Source organism: Blautia massiliensis (ex Durand et al. 2017), assembly GCF_051861785.1.
Taxonomy (GTDB): Bacteria; Bacillota; Clostridia; order Lachnospirales; family Lachnospiraceae; genus Blautia_A; species Blautia_A luti_A.
Genome location: NZ_CP146725.1, coordinates 929,309 through 944,006 on the forward strand (window position 1 = coordinate 929,309; position 14,698 = coordinate 944,006).

The 14,698-nt window shown below is 46.2% G+C and carries 12 protein-coding genes; 2 read left to right on the plus strand and 10 right to left on the minus strand.

Features of this window, described 5'->3' with window-relative positions:
- Positions 1-48: 48 nt before the first annotated feature.
- The 8 genes from V9W66_RS04495 to trpE form a co-directional block, all read right to left on the minus strand.
- Complete coding sequence (locus tag V9W66_RS04495) at positions 49-2,142, minus strand: glycoside hydrolase family 3 C-terminal domain-containing protein (protein WP_144092515.1); 2,094 nt, start codon at positions 2,140-2,142, stop codon at positions 49-51.
- A 185-nt stretch (positions 2,143-2,327) separates the two neighbouring features.
- A complete protein-coding gene (gene trpA, locus V9W66_RS04500) occupies positions 2,328-3,101 on the minus strand; it encodes a tryptophan synthase subunit alpha (RefSeq protein WP_144092517.1) in 774 nt (257 codons plus the stop codon).
- Positions 3,094-4,278 (minus strand): tryptophan synthase subunit beta, encoded by a 1,185-nt coding sequence (gene trpB, locus V9W66_RS04505; protein WP_118753062.1) that lies wholly within the window; start codon positions 4,276-4,278, stop codon positions 3,094-3,096. Before trpB ends, trpA begins: the two co-directional genes overlap by 8 nt.
- Before the next feature lies 1 nt (position 4,279).
- On the minus strand, positions 4,280-4,927 hold the full coding sequence (locus V9W66_RS04510) for a phosphoribosylanthranilate isomerase (RefSeq protein ID WP_144092519.1): 648 nt from the start codon (positions 4,925-4,927) through the stop codon (positions 4,280-4,282).
- A gap of 107 nt (positions 4,928-5,034) precedes the next feature.
- The gene (gene trpC, locus V9W66_RS04515; RefSeq protein ID WP_144092521.1) at positions 5,035-5,829 is read right to left on the minus strand and encodes an indole-3-glycerol phosphate synthase TrpC; all 795 of its coding nucleotides are present in this window, start codon (positions 5,827-5,829) and stop codon (positions 5,035-5,037) included.
- Between the two features lie 124 nt (positions 5,830-5,953).
- Positions 5,954-6,967, minus strand: a complete 1,014-nt coding sequence (gene trpD / locus V9W66_RS04520) for an anthranilate phosphoribosyltransferase (protein WP_144092523.1) — start codon at positions 6,965-6,967, stop codon at positions 5,954-5,956.
- A gap of 57 nt (positions 6,968-7,024) precedes the next feature.
- Positions 7,025-7,603: an anthranilate synthase component II gene (locus V9W66_RS04525; RefSeq protein ID WP_144092524.1), complete on the minus strand. Its 579-nt coding sequence runs from the start codon at positions 7,601-7,603 to the stop codon at positions 7,025-7,027.
- Positions 7,600-9,087 (minus strand): anthranilate synthase component I, encoded by a 1,488-nt coding sequence (gene trpE, locus V9W66_RS04530; RefSeq protein ID WP_144092526.1) that lies wholly within the window; start codon positions 9,085-9,087, stop codon positions 7,600-7,602. The genes V9W66_RS04525 and trpE overlap by 4 nt, the downstream gene beginning before the upstream one ends.
- A gap of 618 nt (positions 9,088-9,705) precedes the next feature.
- On the opposite strand from trpE, the gene V9W66_RS04535 reads away from it, so the two are divergent.
- Together V9W66_RS04535 and V9W66_RS04540 are read left to right on the plus strand one after the other, a co-directional pair.
- The gene (locus V9W66_RS04535; protein WP_439362826.1) at positions 9,706-11,133 is read left to right on the plus strand and encodes an IS110 family transposase; all 1,428 of its coding nucleotides are present in this window, start codon (positions 9,706-9,708) and stop codon (positions 11,131-11,133) included.
- A 545-nt stretch (positions 11,134-11,678) separates the two neighbouring features.
- On the plus strand, positions 11,679-12,356 hold the full coding sequence (locus tag V9W66_RS04540) for a GTP pyrophosphokinase (protein WP_144093277.1): 678 nt from the start codon (positions 11,679-11,681) through the stop codon (positions 12,354-12,356).
- A gap of 16 nt (positions 12,357-12,372) precedes the next feature.
- On the opposite strand, the gene V9W66_RS04545 is transcribed toward V9W66_RS04540, so the two are convergent.
- Complete coding sequence (locus tag V9W66_RS04545) at positions 12,373-13,356, minus strand: AraC family transcriptional regulator (RefSeq protein WP_144093275.1); 984 nt, start codon at positions 13,354-13,356, stop codon at positions 12,373-12,375.
- Between the two features lie 214 nt (positions 13,357-13,570).
- A complete protein-coding gene (locus V9W66_RS04550; RefSeq protein ID WP_144093273.1) occupies positions 13,571-14,638 on the minus strand; it encodes a substrate-binding domain-containing protein in 1,068 nt (355 codons plus the stop codon).
- Positions 14,639-14,698: the final 60 nt, after the last annotated feature.

The following is a 14,698-nucleotide window of genomic DNA, read 5'->3' on the forward strand; positions in this document are numbered from 1 at the left end:
GAGGGCGCTGCCTGAGGCATCGCCCTCCTGTTACTTTAGATTTTCTTATTATTTTTCCCAGATGATCTTTACCGGCATGATCCCGGTCAGTTCTTTGCTTTTTTCATCCGGCTGGCTGCAGCTTGCATAAATTTCAAATTTCTTTCCTTCTTCCATCCGTTTTCCTGTTTCATCTACTACGGTGAGTGCTTTTTCCCATATTGGGATTTCTATTTTCCGGCATTCTCCCGCCTTCAGGAATATCCGCTGAAAACCGGCCAGCATCGGATTGGGAATGGCATTTTTGCTGTCGATATTTTTTACATAGATCTGAACAACATCCTCTGTATCATATGCGCCGTTATTCTGCACTTCTACCTCCACGTTTATCTTCTGTCCACATGTTTTGACCTCTGCTTTATCTACTGCCACCTTACTGTACGTCAGACCATATCCAAAAGGAAACTGTGCTTTTCGTTCCATATAGCGATATGTTCTGCCTTTCATGGAATAATCGGTAAAATCCGGAAGTTCTTCCAGGCTTTCATAAAATGTCACCGGAAGTTTTCCTGATGGCGAGATTTCTCCAAACAGTACCTTTGCCGCTGCCTTCCCGCCCTGGCATCCAGGGTACCACAGCATCATGACGGCATCAAATTTCTCTGCCGCATATTTCAGATTAAGGTCACTTCCTGCCAGCAGACAGAATACTGCCGGTTTTCCGGTGTCTGCGATTGTTTCCATCAGTTCTCTTTGTACTCCGGGAAGTTCAATATCTTCTTTATCTCCCGATACATAGCTGTTTCCGGTGTCTCCCTCTTCTCCTTCCAGTGTCTCATCCAGTCCCATACATAAGATCACCACATCGCTGTTTTCCGCAACCACCTTTGCTTCCGCAATACGATCTCTGGTAAACGCAAGGTGCTCCGTCCGGTTCCGGAACAGATCACAGCCTCTGGAAGTAAGGATCCTTACATCGTCTCCCACATAATCCTGGATGCCTTCCTGTATGGTAATATACCTGGAAGCTGTCCCGTGATAATTGCCGATCAGCGCCTGTCTGCTGTCCGCATTTGGTCCGATGATCCCTATTGTTTTCAGTTTTTCTTTATCAAGCGGAAGAATCCCGTTATTTTTCAGCAGAACAAAGCTTTTTTCCGCTGCTTTCTCCGCTGCATCCAGATGCCTGGGAGATTCCACCTCCAGATAGGCGAGATTGTCATATTCGCTTCCATCAAACAACCCCAGCAGATACCTTGTGGTGAAAAGCCGCACTGCTGCCCGGGTTATGGTTTCTTCTGTGACAAGCCCCTTTTCGTATGCCTTCATAATGTGAAGATAGGTATTTCCACAATTCAGGTCACAGCCATTATTAATAGCCAGTGCTGCAGATTCAACGGCTGTATCCGTTACCATATGGTGTTCATGAAAATCACGGATTGCCCAGCAGTCTGATACAAAATGCCCCTGAAATTTCCACTCGCCTCTGAGTTTTTTCTGTAATGTGGGACTTCCGCAGCAGGGTTCCCCGTTTGTCCGGTTATAAGCTCCCATAACCGCTTCTACTTTCGCTTCTTTTACCAGACCTTCAAATGCCGGCAGATACGTTTCTTCCATATCTTTTGCGGATGCTTCCGCATCAAATTCATGACGGAGTGCCTCCGGCCCGGAATGTACTGCAAAATGTTTGGCACAGGCTGCTGCCTTCATTGTATCCCCATTTCCCTGAAGTGCTTTTACAAAGGAAACTCCCAGTTCTTTTGTAAGATACGGATCTTCCCCATAAGTTTCATGGCCTCTGCCCCATCGTGGATCACGGAAAATATTGACATTAGGAGACCAGAACGTCAATCCCTTATAAATATCTCTGTCACCGTTTACGGAATATGCATTATACTTTGCTCTGCCCTCTGTTGCCACGATACCGGCCATCTCTGCCACACTTTTCCGGTCAAAAGCAGCCGCCATTCCGATCGCCTGTGGAAAAACCGTTGCCTGCCCTGCTCTGGCAACACCGTGAAGTCCCTCATTCCACCAGTTATATGCCGGAATTCCCAATCTTTTTATTGCAGGTGCATCGTACCTTAACTGACTGGCTTTTTCCTCCAGAGTCATCCTGGCAACCAGCGCTTCTGCTTTCTTCTTTGCTTCTTCCCGATCCATCCCCAATTTCCTCCTCACCTTTTTTTATATCATCTATCATTTGGTCTCTGACTGTCAAGTAGATATTTCCTGCAATTTTTCCGGCCTCTGTTCAGAACAGAAAAAAAATCTGCTTTACCCTTTCTTTGGGATAAAGCAGATTTTTATTACACTTTGTGATCTGTGTTCCGATTTCAGCCGGGAACTTATCTGATCGCATCCTTCATCTCTTTCACATAAGCCTTCACCTTCGGCACGCAGTCTTTGCCGTAGGCACCACAGAGCTTCACGATCGCAGATCCTACAATGGCACCGTCTGACTGATCTGCCATTTTTTTTGCCTGCTCCGGTGTGGAGATTCCGAATCCTACTGCACATGGAATGTCTTTCTGGGCTTTTACCAGCTTCACCATAGCTCCGATATCTGTGGTAATGCTGGTACGCATTCCTGTTACACCAAGGGAAGATACGCAGTAAACAAAGCCTTCCGCCTCTTTTGCGATCATGGCGATCCGCTCATGGGAGGTCGGTGCGATCAGGGAGATCAGGTCAAGGCCGTACTGTTTGCACACAACATCAAACTCTTCTTTTTCCTCAAACGGAACATCCGGAAGGATCAGTCCATCCATTCCAACTTCCGCTGCTTTCTTGATAAAACGCTCTGTTCCGTAAGAAAATACTACGTTTGCGTAGGTCATGAATACCATTGGGATTTTTGTATTTTTACGGATTTTTTCTACCATTGCAAAAACTTTATCTGTAGTCACACCGCCTGCAAGTGCCCGGACATTAGCTTCCTGGATCACAGTTCCCTCTGCGGTAGGATCTGAGAACGGGATCCCCAGCTCGATCAGATCTGCTCCTGCTTCTTCCATTGCATAAACCAGCTGCTCTGTTACCTCCAGAGACGGATCTCCGCAGGTTAAAAAAGGAATAAATGCTTTTCCGTTTGCAAATGCTTCTGTAATTCTCTTATTCATGAATATCCTCCCCTCTGTAGCGGGCAATTGCCGCACAGTCCTTATCTCCACGTCCTGAAATGGTAACTACCATGATCTTGTCCTTTCCAAGTGTCGGTGCGATCTTTTTCGCATAGGCCACTGCGTGGGCACTTTCGATCGCAGGAATGATTCCTTCTGTTCTGGAAAGATATTCAAAAGCATCTACTGCTTCGTCATCTGTAACAGGAACGTACTCTGCTCTTCCGATATCATAAAGGTGTGCATGCTCCGGACCTACCCCCGGATAATCAAGACCTGCGGAGATGGAGTATACCGGTGCGATCTGTCCGTATTCATCCTGGCAGAAGTAAGATTTCATACCATGGAAGATTCCGAGACGACCGGTTGCGATGGTTGCCGCAGTCTCCGCAGTATTCACGCCACGTCCTGCTGCCTCACAGCCGATGAGACGAACGTCTTTGTCCTCAATGAAATTGTAGAAGGTTCCGATAGCATTGGAACCGCCGCCCACACAGGCCAGGACAACATCCGGAAGTCTTCCCTCTTTTTCCAGCATCTGTTCTTTGATCTCCTTGGAGATCACTGCCTGGAAATCACGTACGATAGTCGGGAACGGGTGCGGTCCCATAACAGATCCCAGTACATAATGGGTATCTGCAATACGGTTTGTCCACTCACGCATGGTCTCGGAAACGGCATCCTTTAAGGTTGCGGTTCCGCTTGTGACTGCATGGACCTTTGCTCCGAGAAGACGCATTTTGTAAACATTCAGTGCCTGACGTTCCGTGTCTTCTTTTCCCATGAATACCTCACATTCCATTCCCATCAGTGCTGCTGCAGTTGCAGTTGCAACACCGTGCTGGCCGGCTCCTGTCTCTGCGATGACACGGGTCTTGCCCATTTTTTTTGCCAGGAGCACCTGACCAAGTACGTTGTTGATCTTGTGGGCTCCTGTGTGGTTTAAGTCTTCTCTTTTCAGATAGATCCTGGCTCCGCCAAGGTCCTCGGTCATATGTGCCGCATAGTAAAGACGGGATGGTCTTCCTGCGTATTCATTGAGAAGCTCTGTGAGTTCTCGGTTGAATTCCGGATCGTTTTTGTAATGGTTGTATGCTTCCTCAAGCTCCAGAACGGCGTTCATCAGTGTTTCCGGGATGTACTGTCCGCCATGGATGCCGAATCTTCCTTTTGACATGTTATATTTCCTCCTTTATGTTTCTTACTGCGTATACTGCTTCTAATATTTTATCCGGGTCTTTGTGACCGTCGGTTTCTACACTGCTGCTTAAATCTACTGCCCAGGGGTGAAGCAGATGTATGGCCGATTCCAGATTTTCACAGCCCAGACCTCCTGCCAGAAACCAGGGACGTTTGATCGCCGGTACCAGACTCCAGTCGAAAGTTTCTCCTGTTCCTCCTGCTCCCTGATCCAGCAGAATATAGTCTGCTTCCGAACGGATCGCTTTCTTTATATCTGCTTCTGTTTTTATGGAAAAAGCCTTTATCAGAAGCTGGTCTGTCATGGTCTTAAGCTGTCTGATATAATTCTCGTCCTCCTGGCCGTGAAGCTGTGCCAGTGCGATGGTTCCTTCGTTTAAAAGCTGTGCGGGAAGCTCCACCGGTGCATTGACGAATACGCCTACCGGCAAAATGCTATCATCCAGCTCTTCCCGGAGAGCCTTCAATTGCTCCACAGTGACGTTTCTTCTGCTTTTTGGGAATTCTACAATGAATCCTGCAAAGTCCGGTTTAGCCTGGTTCACGGCCTGGATATCTTCCGGGTGGGTCAGGCCGCAGATCTTGATTCTGGTTCTGCTCCCATGTTTCAACGGTTGTTCTCTCATATTCAGCCAATCCTGCCCTTTCTGTCTGACCCTGCCTCTTCCTGTTTCGTTACTATTTGCTGCTGGTCAGCTCTGTTACTTATTTACTCTATTCTTTCGTTTGGCCTTTATACAAGCGCTCCACCATTCAGATTTTCCAATGCTGCTTTCTTATCCGGGCTTCGCATCAGGTTCTCACCGATCAGGACTGCACCTACCCGGTTTCTTTCCAGGATAACGATATCACCTGCGTTTTTGATTCCGCTCTCAGACACAAATACCACATTGTCCGGTGCCAGGTTTCGAAGACGGATGCTGTTATTCATATCAACCTTAAAGGTTTTCAGGTCACGGTTATTTACACCGACGATCTTTGCACCTGTCTTTAATGCTCTTGCCACTTCATTCTCGTCATGAGCTTCCACCAGTGCATCCATTCCCAGAGTTTCTGCAAGCTCTCGGTATTCCAGGAGTTCCTGGTCATTTAAGATAGCACAGATCAGAAGTACAGCCGCTGCGCCGAATGCTTTTGCCTGATAGATCATGTACTTATCCACCGTGAAGTCCTTCCGGAGGACCGGAATATCCACTGTTTCTGTGATCTCACGGAGATAAGTGTCACTTCCCATGAAATAAAATGGCTCTGTGAGGCAGGAGATCGCAGATGCACCTGCTGCCTCGTATTCTTTCGCAATTTCCAGATACGGAAATTCCGGTGCGATCAGCCCCTTGGAGGGGGAAGCTTTTTTTACTTCACAGATGTAGGACATACCCGGCTTTTTCAACGCTTTCAGAAAGGACGGCTGCTGTGGCGCTTTTTCTGCCAGGGTTTTCAGCTGATCCAGGGGAAACTGACGTTTTTCCTTCCGGATACGTTCTCTTGTTTTTTCTGCGATTTCCTCCAGAATGTTTTTTTCGCTCATTCTTTGTTTCTCTCCTTGATATTTCAACACTCATTTGGCAATTTCAAAAAGTCTGACAGATTAATGTTTCCGTTCATATCTCTTCCGATAGGGATTGCCGATTTCTCTTCTGCCGCTATTATTTTCAAATCTCGTTACTTAATTTGATAAATTCCGCAAGCTTGGCAGCAGCTGCACCACTGTCGATCAGGTTTTCAGCCATCTTCACGCCATCTTCTATAGTCTTCGCCTTTCCTGCGATATAAAGTGCTGCACCTGCGTTCATGCAGACCGCCTGACGCTTCGGGCCTTTTTCGGTTCCGTTTACAATGGCTTTTGTGATCTCTGCGTTCTCTGCCGGTGTGCCGCCTGCCAGATCTTCTTTGCTGCAGCGTGTATAGCCGAACTGCTCCGGTGTGATCTCATAGGACTGGAACCATCCGTCCTTGATCTCGCACACAGAAGTCGGTGCGCTCATGGAGATCTCATCCAGCTTATCCTGCCCGAAAACTACCATTCCGCGGTTCACGCCAAGCTTCATCATAACCTGTGCCAGCGGCTCTACCAGAGACTGGTCAAAGACTCCCATCAGCTCCATGTTTGCGCCTGCCGGGTTGCTTAATGGTCCGAGGATATTAAATACCGTGCGAATTCCCAGCTCTTTACGGATCGGTGCCACATATTTCATGGCAATATGATAATTCTGTGCGAACAGGAAACAGATGTTGATCTTTTTCAGGATCTCTGCACTTTTTTCCGGCGGGACGGTGATCTTTACGCCAAGTGCTTCCAGAACATCTGCTGCACCGCTCTTGGAAGATGCTGCACGGTTTCCGTGTTTTGCTACCGGAACGCCACCTGCTGCGATCACAAGAGAAGATGTCGTGGAAATATTAAAGGAATTTGCTCCGTCACCACCGGTTCCTACGATTTCCAGAACATTCATATCGTGGAGAAGCTTGATGCAGTGTGCACGCATTCCGGCTGCTGACGCAGTGATCTCATCAATAGTCTCTCCTTTCAGGGAAAGTGCAGTAAGGTAGGATGCCATCTGTACCGGTGTTGCCGCTCCGTCCATGATCTCATTCATTACGGCTTCTGCTTCGTCATATGTAAGATCTTCTTTTTTTGAAAGCTTGATGATTGCTTCTTTGATCATTGTTGTTTCCTCCTGTTCTGTAACGATTCTATCTTTTATGGATTGCTGTTCTCTGTCTTATCTGTCTCTGATAACCTTCATAAAGTTCTTGATCATTGTTTTTCCATCCGGTGTCATAACAGATTCCGGATGGAACTGTAATCCGAATATCGGATATTCTTTATGCTCCAGTGCCATCACCTCTCCGTCCTCAGACTCAGCGGTAACAACCAGTTCCTCCGGTAAGGTATCCCGGATAGCTGCCAGTGAGTGATATCTGGCTGCCGGAAAAGTTTCCGGAAGCCCTTCAAACATCCGGCTCTTTCCAACTTTATGTATCTCTTTCTGCTTTCCGTGCATCAGCTCTTTTGCGTAGGATACTGTCCCTCCGAAGGCTTCACAGATGGACTGATGTCCAAGACAGATGCCCAGGATCGGCAGCTTGTCTTTGAAATATTTTATGGATTCAATACAGATTCCCGCATCCTCCGGTTTTCCCGGACCAGGGGAAAGTATCAATGCCTTCGGCTTCATGGCCGCCAGCTCTTTGATGGTCACTTCATCATTTCTTACCACTTTGATATCCGGCTCCACAGAACCGATCAGTTGGTAAACATTGTAGGAAAAGCTATCATAATTATCGATCAGTACTATCATTCCAGTCCCTCCTGTGCAGTTTCGATTGCCTGTACAACGGCTCTTGCCTTGTTGCAGCACTCCTGAAATTCACTTTCCGGAATACTGTCTGCTACGATCCCTGCTCCTGACCGGATACAGATCTCACCGTTTTTCTTATAAACCAGGCGAATGGCAATACAGGTATCCAGGTTTCCGGCAAAATCCAGATATCCGATAGCACCGCCGTAAATGCCTCGCTTACTCTGTTCCAGTTCCTGGATGATCTGGCAGGCACGGAATTTCGGTGCTCCGGAAAGTGTTCCTGCCGGAAGGATGGCATCCACTGCATCCACCGCATCCCTGTCATCCCGGATCTGGCCGGTAACTGTAGAACCAATATGCATCACATGAGAAAAACGCTCGATGCACATATATTTTTCTACGTTCACGGTACCGATCTTACTGATCTTTCCGATATCATTTCGACCAAGATCCACCAGCATGTTATGCTCGGCACGTTCCTTCTCATCAGCCAGGAGTCCTTTTTCCAGCGCCAGGTCTTCTTCTTTTGTCTTGCCTCTTGGTCTTGTTCCTGCTAACGGAAAGGTACTCAACTCTGTGCCGGTAAGCTTTGCAAGTGTTTCCGGTGATGCTCCGGCGATCTCAATATCATCACTGGAAAAATAAAACATATATGGAGAAGGATTGGTAGCCCGAAGGACACGGTAAGTATCAAACAGGCTTCCCTCGGCTTTTGCTCTCATAGGATTGGAGAGGACTACCTGGAAAATATCTCCTTCGTGGATGTAATGCTTCGCTTTCTCAACCATCTCACAGTATTTTGCTTTCGGGAACTGCGGCTCAATGGAAGATTTCAGTTTCAAAGACGGAAATTCCTTCTGTTTTCCGTTTCGGATCAGATCTGTCATCTCTTCTAATTTTGCTTCCGCCTTCTGATAGGAATTTTCCGGATCATCCGTCATCACACCGGTGATCAGAAGCACCTTCTGTCTGTAATGGTCAAAGGCGATCACCTGGTCAAAAAGCATCAGATCCATGTCCCGGAAATCCTGTACTGTTTCGTCAGTAAGCTCCAGCTTCGGCTCGCTGTACTTGATGTAGTCGTAGGAAAAATATCCTACCAGACCTCCGGTAAAGGTCGGCATATTTTCCAGCACCGGGCTTTTGTATTCTTTCAGGATCTCCCGAATGGCATCTCCCGGATGCTTCACCTGCTGTACGGTTTTTTCTTCAGTTCCGTCCTCATGGATCCTGCGGGTCTGAAGCTTTCCGTCTGTACAGGTGATCTCCATGGATGGCTCATATCCCAGGAAGGAATAGCGTCCCCATACCTCTGTCTGGCTGGCACTTTCCAGAAGATAGCAATGTCTGCTGGCTGTGCGTAAGGTCCTCATGACTTCTACGGGTGTATAGCGGTCGGAATACAGCTCTCTGCATACAGGGATTCGCCGGTATTCGCCTGACTGTGCGAGTTCTTTGATTTTTTCTAATGTTGGATACATATACAGACCCTCCTGAGTTTTTCATTCCTTACCGGAGGACGGGACATTCGTGATCTGCATTCGCTGCTTGCTCATAAAATCAAGAAAAGCCCGTCTCCGACAGAATCTGGTTCTGTCAGGGACGAGCTCTAAATTCAAAATTACCCGCGGTGCCACCCTGATTCACGGTCTGACCCGTGCACTTGGCGGAATACCTTCATATTCCCGGCAACTGACGTATGCCCTCACGTCACAGAATACTTGATACCCGAAAATATCTTTCCCTGTGCCCTCTGCGGTCCATTTGATAAACTGCCTCTCGACCCGGCTCTCACCCTCCCGGACTCTCTGTGCGCGCATGAATATCTTTATCTCCGCTTCAACGGTTTAGTGGTTTACTCAATTAAATTTTTTCTATAAAATAGCACAGCTTTTCTGATATGTCAATACAAAAGTTGAAAAAAATATCATTTTGTTCTATAATTGTATAAAAGTAATTGTTATAAATATCACATAAGAAAGCTTCCTGTATACTTTAAATAGGGCAAGAGATTGACACAAAAAAATACCTCAAGTAAATTTGGATTATTACTGACTTGGCCGGTTGGTAAAATCCAGAGAATACAAGAGGTATCTAACATGAATCTTAAAGGCACAAAGAAGAAAAATCAAGTATCAAATGCAAATATTTTTGAACAGCAGGAGCTTCTGAAGAAAATCGAGGTGGTCAGAGAAAATTTAACAGCTTCAACCTGGCATGAGTTGGAAACCAAAGGGAAGTTCGATAAGAATGCAAAACTCAGTTTTATCTGTGATGACATGCTTATTTTAGGATGCGATGTAGGCAGTGAAACACACTATCTGAGGGCAATTGACACCAGAGGCAGAGAACTCAGTAAGTCCGCTTTTTCATTCAGCAATAATGCAGATGGATTTAGCAAGGCAAAGGAATGGGCAGTAAAGATAGCAGCCGAATACGATAAAAAACAGATTGTTCTTGGTCTTGAACCAACCGGCCATTACTGGTTCTGCCTTGCGACCTGGATGATCTCAAATGGGATCAGTGTAGTTCAGGTAAATCCGTATGCAGTAAAGCAGACAAAAGAACTTGAGGATAACAGCCAGCTGAAAGATGATACAAAAGATCCTAAGCTGATTGCAAATCTTGTAAAAGATGGAAACTTTGGAATGCCTTATCTTCCAGAGCAGCTTTATGCAGATCTGCGACGGTTATCCATGTTTCGTGATCAGCTGAATGAGGACAGGATCCGGTCGATCAACCGACTGCACCGGGAACTGAAAATATATTTTCCAGAGTACAAAGAAGCACTTGGAAAAACAGAAGGCACATTCAGCCTTGAACTGTTGAAGCAGGCACCATTTCCGGATGATCTGGCAGCTTTGAAAGAAGACGGAATCAGGCAGATCTGGCATAATGCGAAACTTAGAGGACGCGGGTATAGCAGAGCTGGAGAAATCTTGGAGTACGCCAAGGCGAGTGTTGGCATCCGTGAAGGAAAAGAAACAGGGAAACTGGTTGTACAGTGGTTTGTTCAAAAAATCCTGGAACTGGATGAGGAGCTTGCATTGATAGAAACGCAGATTAATCAGAAATGTCTGGAAATTCCCCATACGGATAAAGTTTTGGAGATATGTGGAATCGGGGAGAATACCCTATCCGGTATGGTGGCAGAAATGGGAGATATTTCCAGATTTGACGATGTAAAGGAGATCCAGAAATTAAGCGGACTTGGGCTTGTGGCAAGCAGTTCCGGCAAGCATAAGGGTGAAACCAGGATCAGTCACAGAGGGCGTAAGTGCCTCAGATATTGGCTGTTTCAGGCGGCAAAATCAGCTGTAGCACATGCGGAAGAATTCAAGAAATTGCATGTCTATTATACGACCAGGGAGCAGAATCCACTGAAAAAGATGCAGTCATTAATAGCAATCGCCTGCAAACTCCTCAGGATTATTTTTACGATTTTGAAGAAGGGAATCAAGTATGATCCCCGGAAGATGTTAAAAGATATCCGGCGGGAATCCAGGCAGGAAAGCCTGGCTGCATAAGAAGTATAAAGCAAAGCAGTATTCCAGAATCCTGCTGAGGTTCAGAAACTTCTGAAATTGAGCAGGGTTCTGGAAAAGAACCTGTTGACCCAGATCCATGGAACGTGGATCATAACGAAACGACTGGTTGAGAGATGCAGGGTAAGCGTCCGCGGGAAACCGCACCTTGCAGAATCATAAGGTCAGTAAGAATCAAACGACAAACAAGAGCTGTAGCTTGCGGTAGTTCACTCCATAGGGCACGACCCTGTTAGAAAGCTTGGCAAGCACTCGGTGTATGAACAGGTGGGACGAAGGAAGTTGGGACAGGATCCCATTAGACACGGAAGGTTCACCCTCATAGCTAACAGAGGATTATAGCCTTAAAAAGCCCCATTACCAGGACGCTTTATAAGCTATACCCTTTTATGGCTGTTCAGTACAGGATACGATGACTGTCGTACACCTTTAGCTCTGTTTTGAGAGGTAATATTTAAAGAAAAAGCCCGTAAAATCAATACTTTAGGGCTTGACATTATAGGAAGGAGTCTCACCAGAAAAACACTATGGCTGAAAGAAATACAAACACCTGGCTGGATACCCCCGATCCACAGGTTTTTATCAAAAATTCCGCAAAATTTAATGATCTGATGATGATGTATCGATGTACGGTCCGTGAGGTACGCACCAAGCTGGAAGTCCTCAACGATGAATTTTCATTGGAATATAAACGTAACCCGATCTCCTTCATCAAAACAAGGATCAAAAAGCCGGAAAGCATTTACAAAAAGCTCAAAAAGCTCGGCTATGAGTTTACTGCGGAGAATATTCAGAATCAGCTGAATGACGTGGCAGGCATCCGTGTTGTCTGTGCCTTTATCGATGATATCTACACCATTGCAGACCTGATCACCAGGCAGGATGACATTACCGTCATCCAGGTAAAGGACTATATCAAAAATCCAAAGCCAAACGGCTACCGCAGTTATCACATGATCGTGGAAATCCCCGTATTCTTCTCCAAGGGAAAAATTCCCATGCGTGCAGAGATCCAGATCCGTACCAACGGTATGGATTTCTGGGCAACTCTGGAGCATCAGCTGCGTTACAAGCAGAATATCGAAGAAATGGACGGTTATGAGGATGTCAGCAATGAACTGCTGAACTGCGCCCGCGCTGTGATCGATATGGATAACGAAATGCAGCGGATCAAAAACAAGATCGGACAATTCCATGATATTTAAAAAACAGGTGAGGCTGTTACAGCCTCACCTGTTCTTTCTCACTGTTTTTGACCCGGAACGCCCGTGGTGTCATGTGATAATGTTCCTTGAATACCCGATGAAAATAACTTTTATTTTCATAGCCTACAGCCGCAATGATGTCACTGACAGGCAGATCAGTTTCACACATCAGCTCTACAGCCTTGTTCAGACGTTTTCTCTGAAGAAGTTCCTTGAAATTAAACCCTGTGCTTTTCTTGATCATCTTACTGAGGACATGCATGGGAAGATGCAGACGACCACAAAGCTCCGTCAGCGTAGCAGTCCGGTATTTCTGTTCAATATAATCCAGTGTTGTCATAGAGATCATATTTTCGTACTGATTGGGCAGACGCATCTCCACATACTGCACCGATTCTATCAGATACATGAATATCAGGCCCATTGTGGTCTGATTGATCCGCTCTCTGTTCTCCTCACCGTTTACAAGAGAATAGATGATATTTTCCAGAAGATTCTGGATCTGCAGCACTTCCGCAACCTTAAAATGAAGATATTCCCCACGCTCTTCATCCTGTCGCAGGACATTCACCAGAAAATCTGCCAGCATATTGTCATTGCCCGCCATGGAATAGGCCACATCAAAAAACTCCGGCAGCACCATAAAATTGATCGCAATATCATTCTGCCCCGCTTTCAGAATCTCATGCTTCGTAAACTGATTGAGAAAAAGCAGCTCACCTTTGTTAACTATGACTTTTTTTCCGTCAATGATATTCGTCAGAGATCCCACACACACATACAGCACTTCCACAAAATTATGCCTGTGAGCCGGAAAATACACAAAACGGGTGTGTGTACGCACAGCGATCAGCCTGCCTTCTTTCAGCATCTTACGGCTGTCCACGGTAAAGTCCCGACCGGATGTGTAGAGATCTCTATCGACCTCTGCTTCTCCATCCAGGATTTTTCTCTCTTCCTCTGTGATCTTTCTCAGCTGATCCAGTAATGCCTGCTGCATGTGTTTTGCTCCTTCATCTGTTCATGGTTTTCTATTCTGCTGTCCTCATTTTAACACCGCAGCCATAAGAGTACAACCAGAATCAAAAGACTGAAATTTTTTCGGAAACCTTCTATACACCAAATTCAAATATACGAAACAAGGCGGAGTCCGAAGACTCCGCCTTGTCCCGAAAGGATTTATCATATGATTATACAGTCAGTCTGAGGATTGATTAGTACAGCTTAGCCATCTCCTCGATGTTGCTTGTATCGAATTTCAGAGGTGCACCAAGAACAACCTCTGTACCGCCGTCATCTGCCTCTGTTACTGTGTAGTCACCAAGATCACCAGCTGTGAATTTGTCATCTTTAGCACCTGTGATGTCACCGTTGATCAGAGCGATTGTTGTGTAAGCGCTGAGTTTTCCAAGGCCCTGCATATCCCACAGATAGAAGTATGGGCAGGAATGAGAATCATCATCACCTGTGTACTCCTGCATCTCGGATGGAAGTCCAAGTCCTGTCAGCTTGCAGGAAGATCCGTTATCCTGAAGATATTTAGCTGCTGCTGCGATACCAACTGTTGTAGGTGCGCAGATAACCTTCAGATCCTTGTAGTTCTGAAGAAGAGCTGCTGTCTGGTCTGTGGATTTCTGCGGCTCATCATCACCGTATACAACGTCTACAAGCTCAAGCTTGCTGTATTTGTCATCGCCTTCCATGATGGTCTTCATTGCATCGATCCATGCATTCTGGTTAGCGGACTGAGATGTAGCGGAAAGGATAGCGAACTGTCCTTCACCACCGGAAATATCAAGAACTGCATCCATAAGTGCCTGAGCAACTTCTTTTGTACCAGCCTGGTTTACGAAAATCTCACGGCTGTCTTTGTTCGGTGCGGAGTCGAAGGAAGATACCTTGATTCCCTCATCCATAGCTTCCTCAAGCTTAGCCTGAAGAGCGTTAACATCGTTAGCGGAGATACAGATTGCATCGAAGTCCTGGGAAATCAGGTTGTCAAGAACCTTGATCTGCGCATCAGCTGTAGCTGTCTCAGGATAAACGACCTGAACCTCGCCGCCTTCAGCCTCTACTGTCTCCTGGAAAGATTTCGCTGCGATCTCGAAGAATGCGTTACCGGCTGCTTTACCAACCAGAGCGATCTTTTTGTCTTTTGCGGAATCGCCAGCTGCTGCTTCTGTCTTAGTATCATCTTTTTTGTCATCTGCTGCGAGAACCGGGCAAACTGTACCAAGAACCATTGCTCCACAAAGGATTGCGCTAATTACCTTTTTTTTCATTGTTGTTCCTCCCTATAAGAATATAATGTTTTTATATGCTGCTGCCTCCGCTACACCAAT

Coding starts and splice junctions, on each gene's coding strand:
- V9W66_RS04495 (WP_144092515.1), bottom strand. CDS start 2,142: ATGGATCGGGAAGAAGCAAAGAAGAAAGCAGAAGCGCTGGTTGCCAGG.
- trpA (WP_144092517.1), bottom strand. CDS start 3,101: ATGAATAAGAGAATTACAGAAGCATTTGCAAACGGAAAAGCATTTATT.
- trpB (WP_118753062.1), bottom strand. CDS start 4,278: ATGTCAAAAGGAAGATTCGGCATCCATGGCGGACAGTACATCCCGGAA.
- V9W66_RS04510 (WP_144092519.1), bottom strand. CDS start 4,927: ATGAGAGAACAACCGTTGAAACATGGGAGCAGAACCAGAATCAAGATC.
- trpC (WP_144092521.1), bottom strand. CDS start 5,829: ATGAGCGAAAAAAACATTCTGGAGGAAATCGCAGAAAAAACAAGAGAA.
- trpD (WP_144092523.1), bottom strand. CDS start 6,967: ATGATCAAAGAAGCAATCATCAAGCTTTCAAAAAAAGAAGATCTTACA.
- V9W66_RS04525 (WP_144092524.1), bottom strand. CDS start 7,603: ATGATAGTACTGATCGATAATTATGATAGCTTTTCCTACAATGTTTAC.
- trpE (WP_144092526.1), bottom strand. CDS start 9,087: ATGTATCCAACATTAGAAAAAATCAAAGAACTCGCACAGTCAGGCGAA.
- V9W66_RS04535 (WP_439362826.1), top strand. CDS start 9,706: ATGAATCTTAAAGGCACAAAGAAGAAAAATCAAGTATCAAATGCAAAT.
- V9W66_RS04540 (WP_144093277.1), top strand. CDS start 11,679: ATGGCTGAAAGAAATACAAACACCTGGCTGGATACCCCCGATCCACAG.
- V9W66_RS04545 (WP_144093275.1), bottom strand. CDS start 13,356: ATGCAGCAGGCATTACTGGATCAGCTGAGAAAGATCACAGAGGAAGAG.
- V9W66_RS04550 (WP_144093273.1), bottom strand. CDS start 14,638: ATGAAAAAAAAGGTAATTAGCGCAATCCTTTGTGGAGCAATGGTTCTT.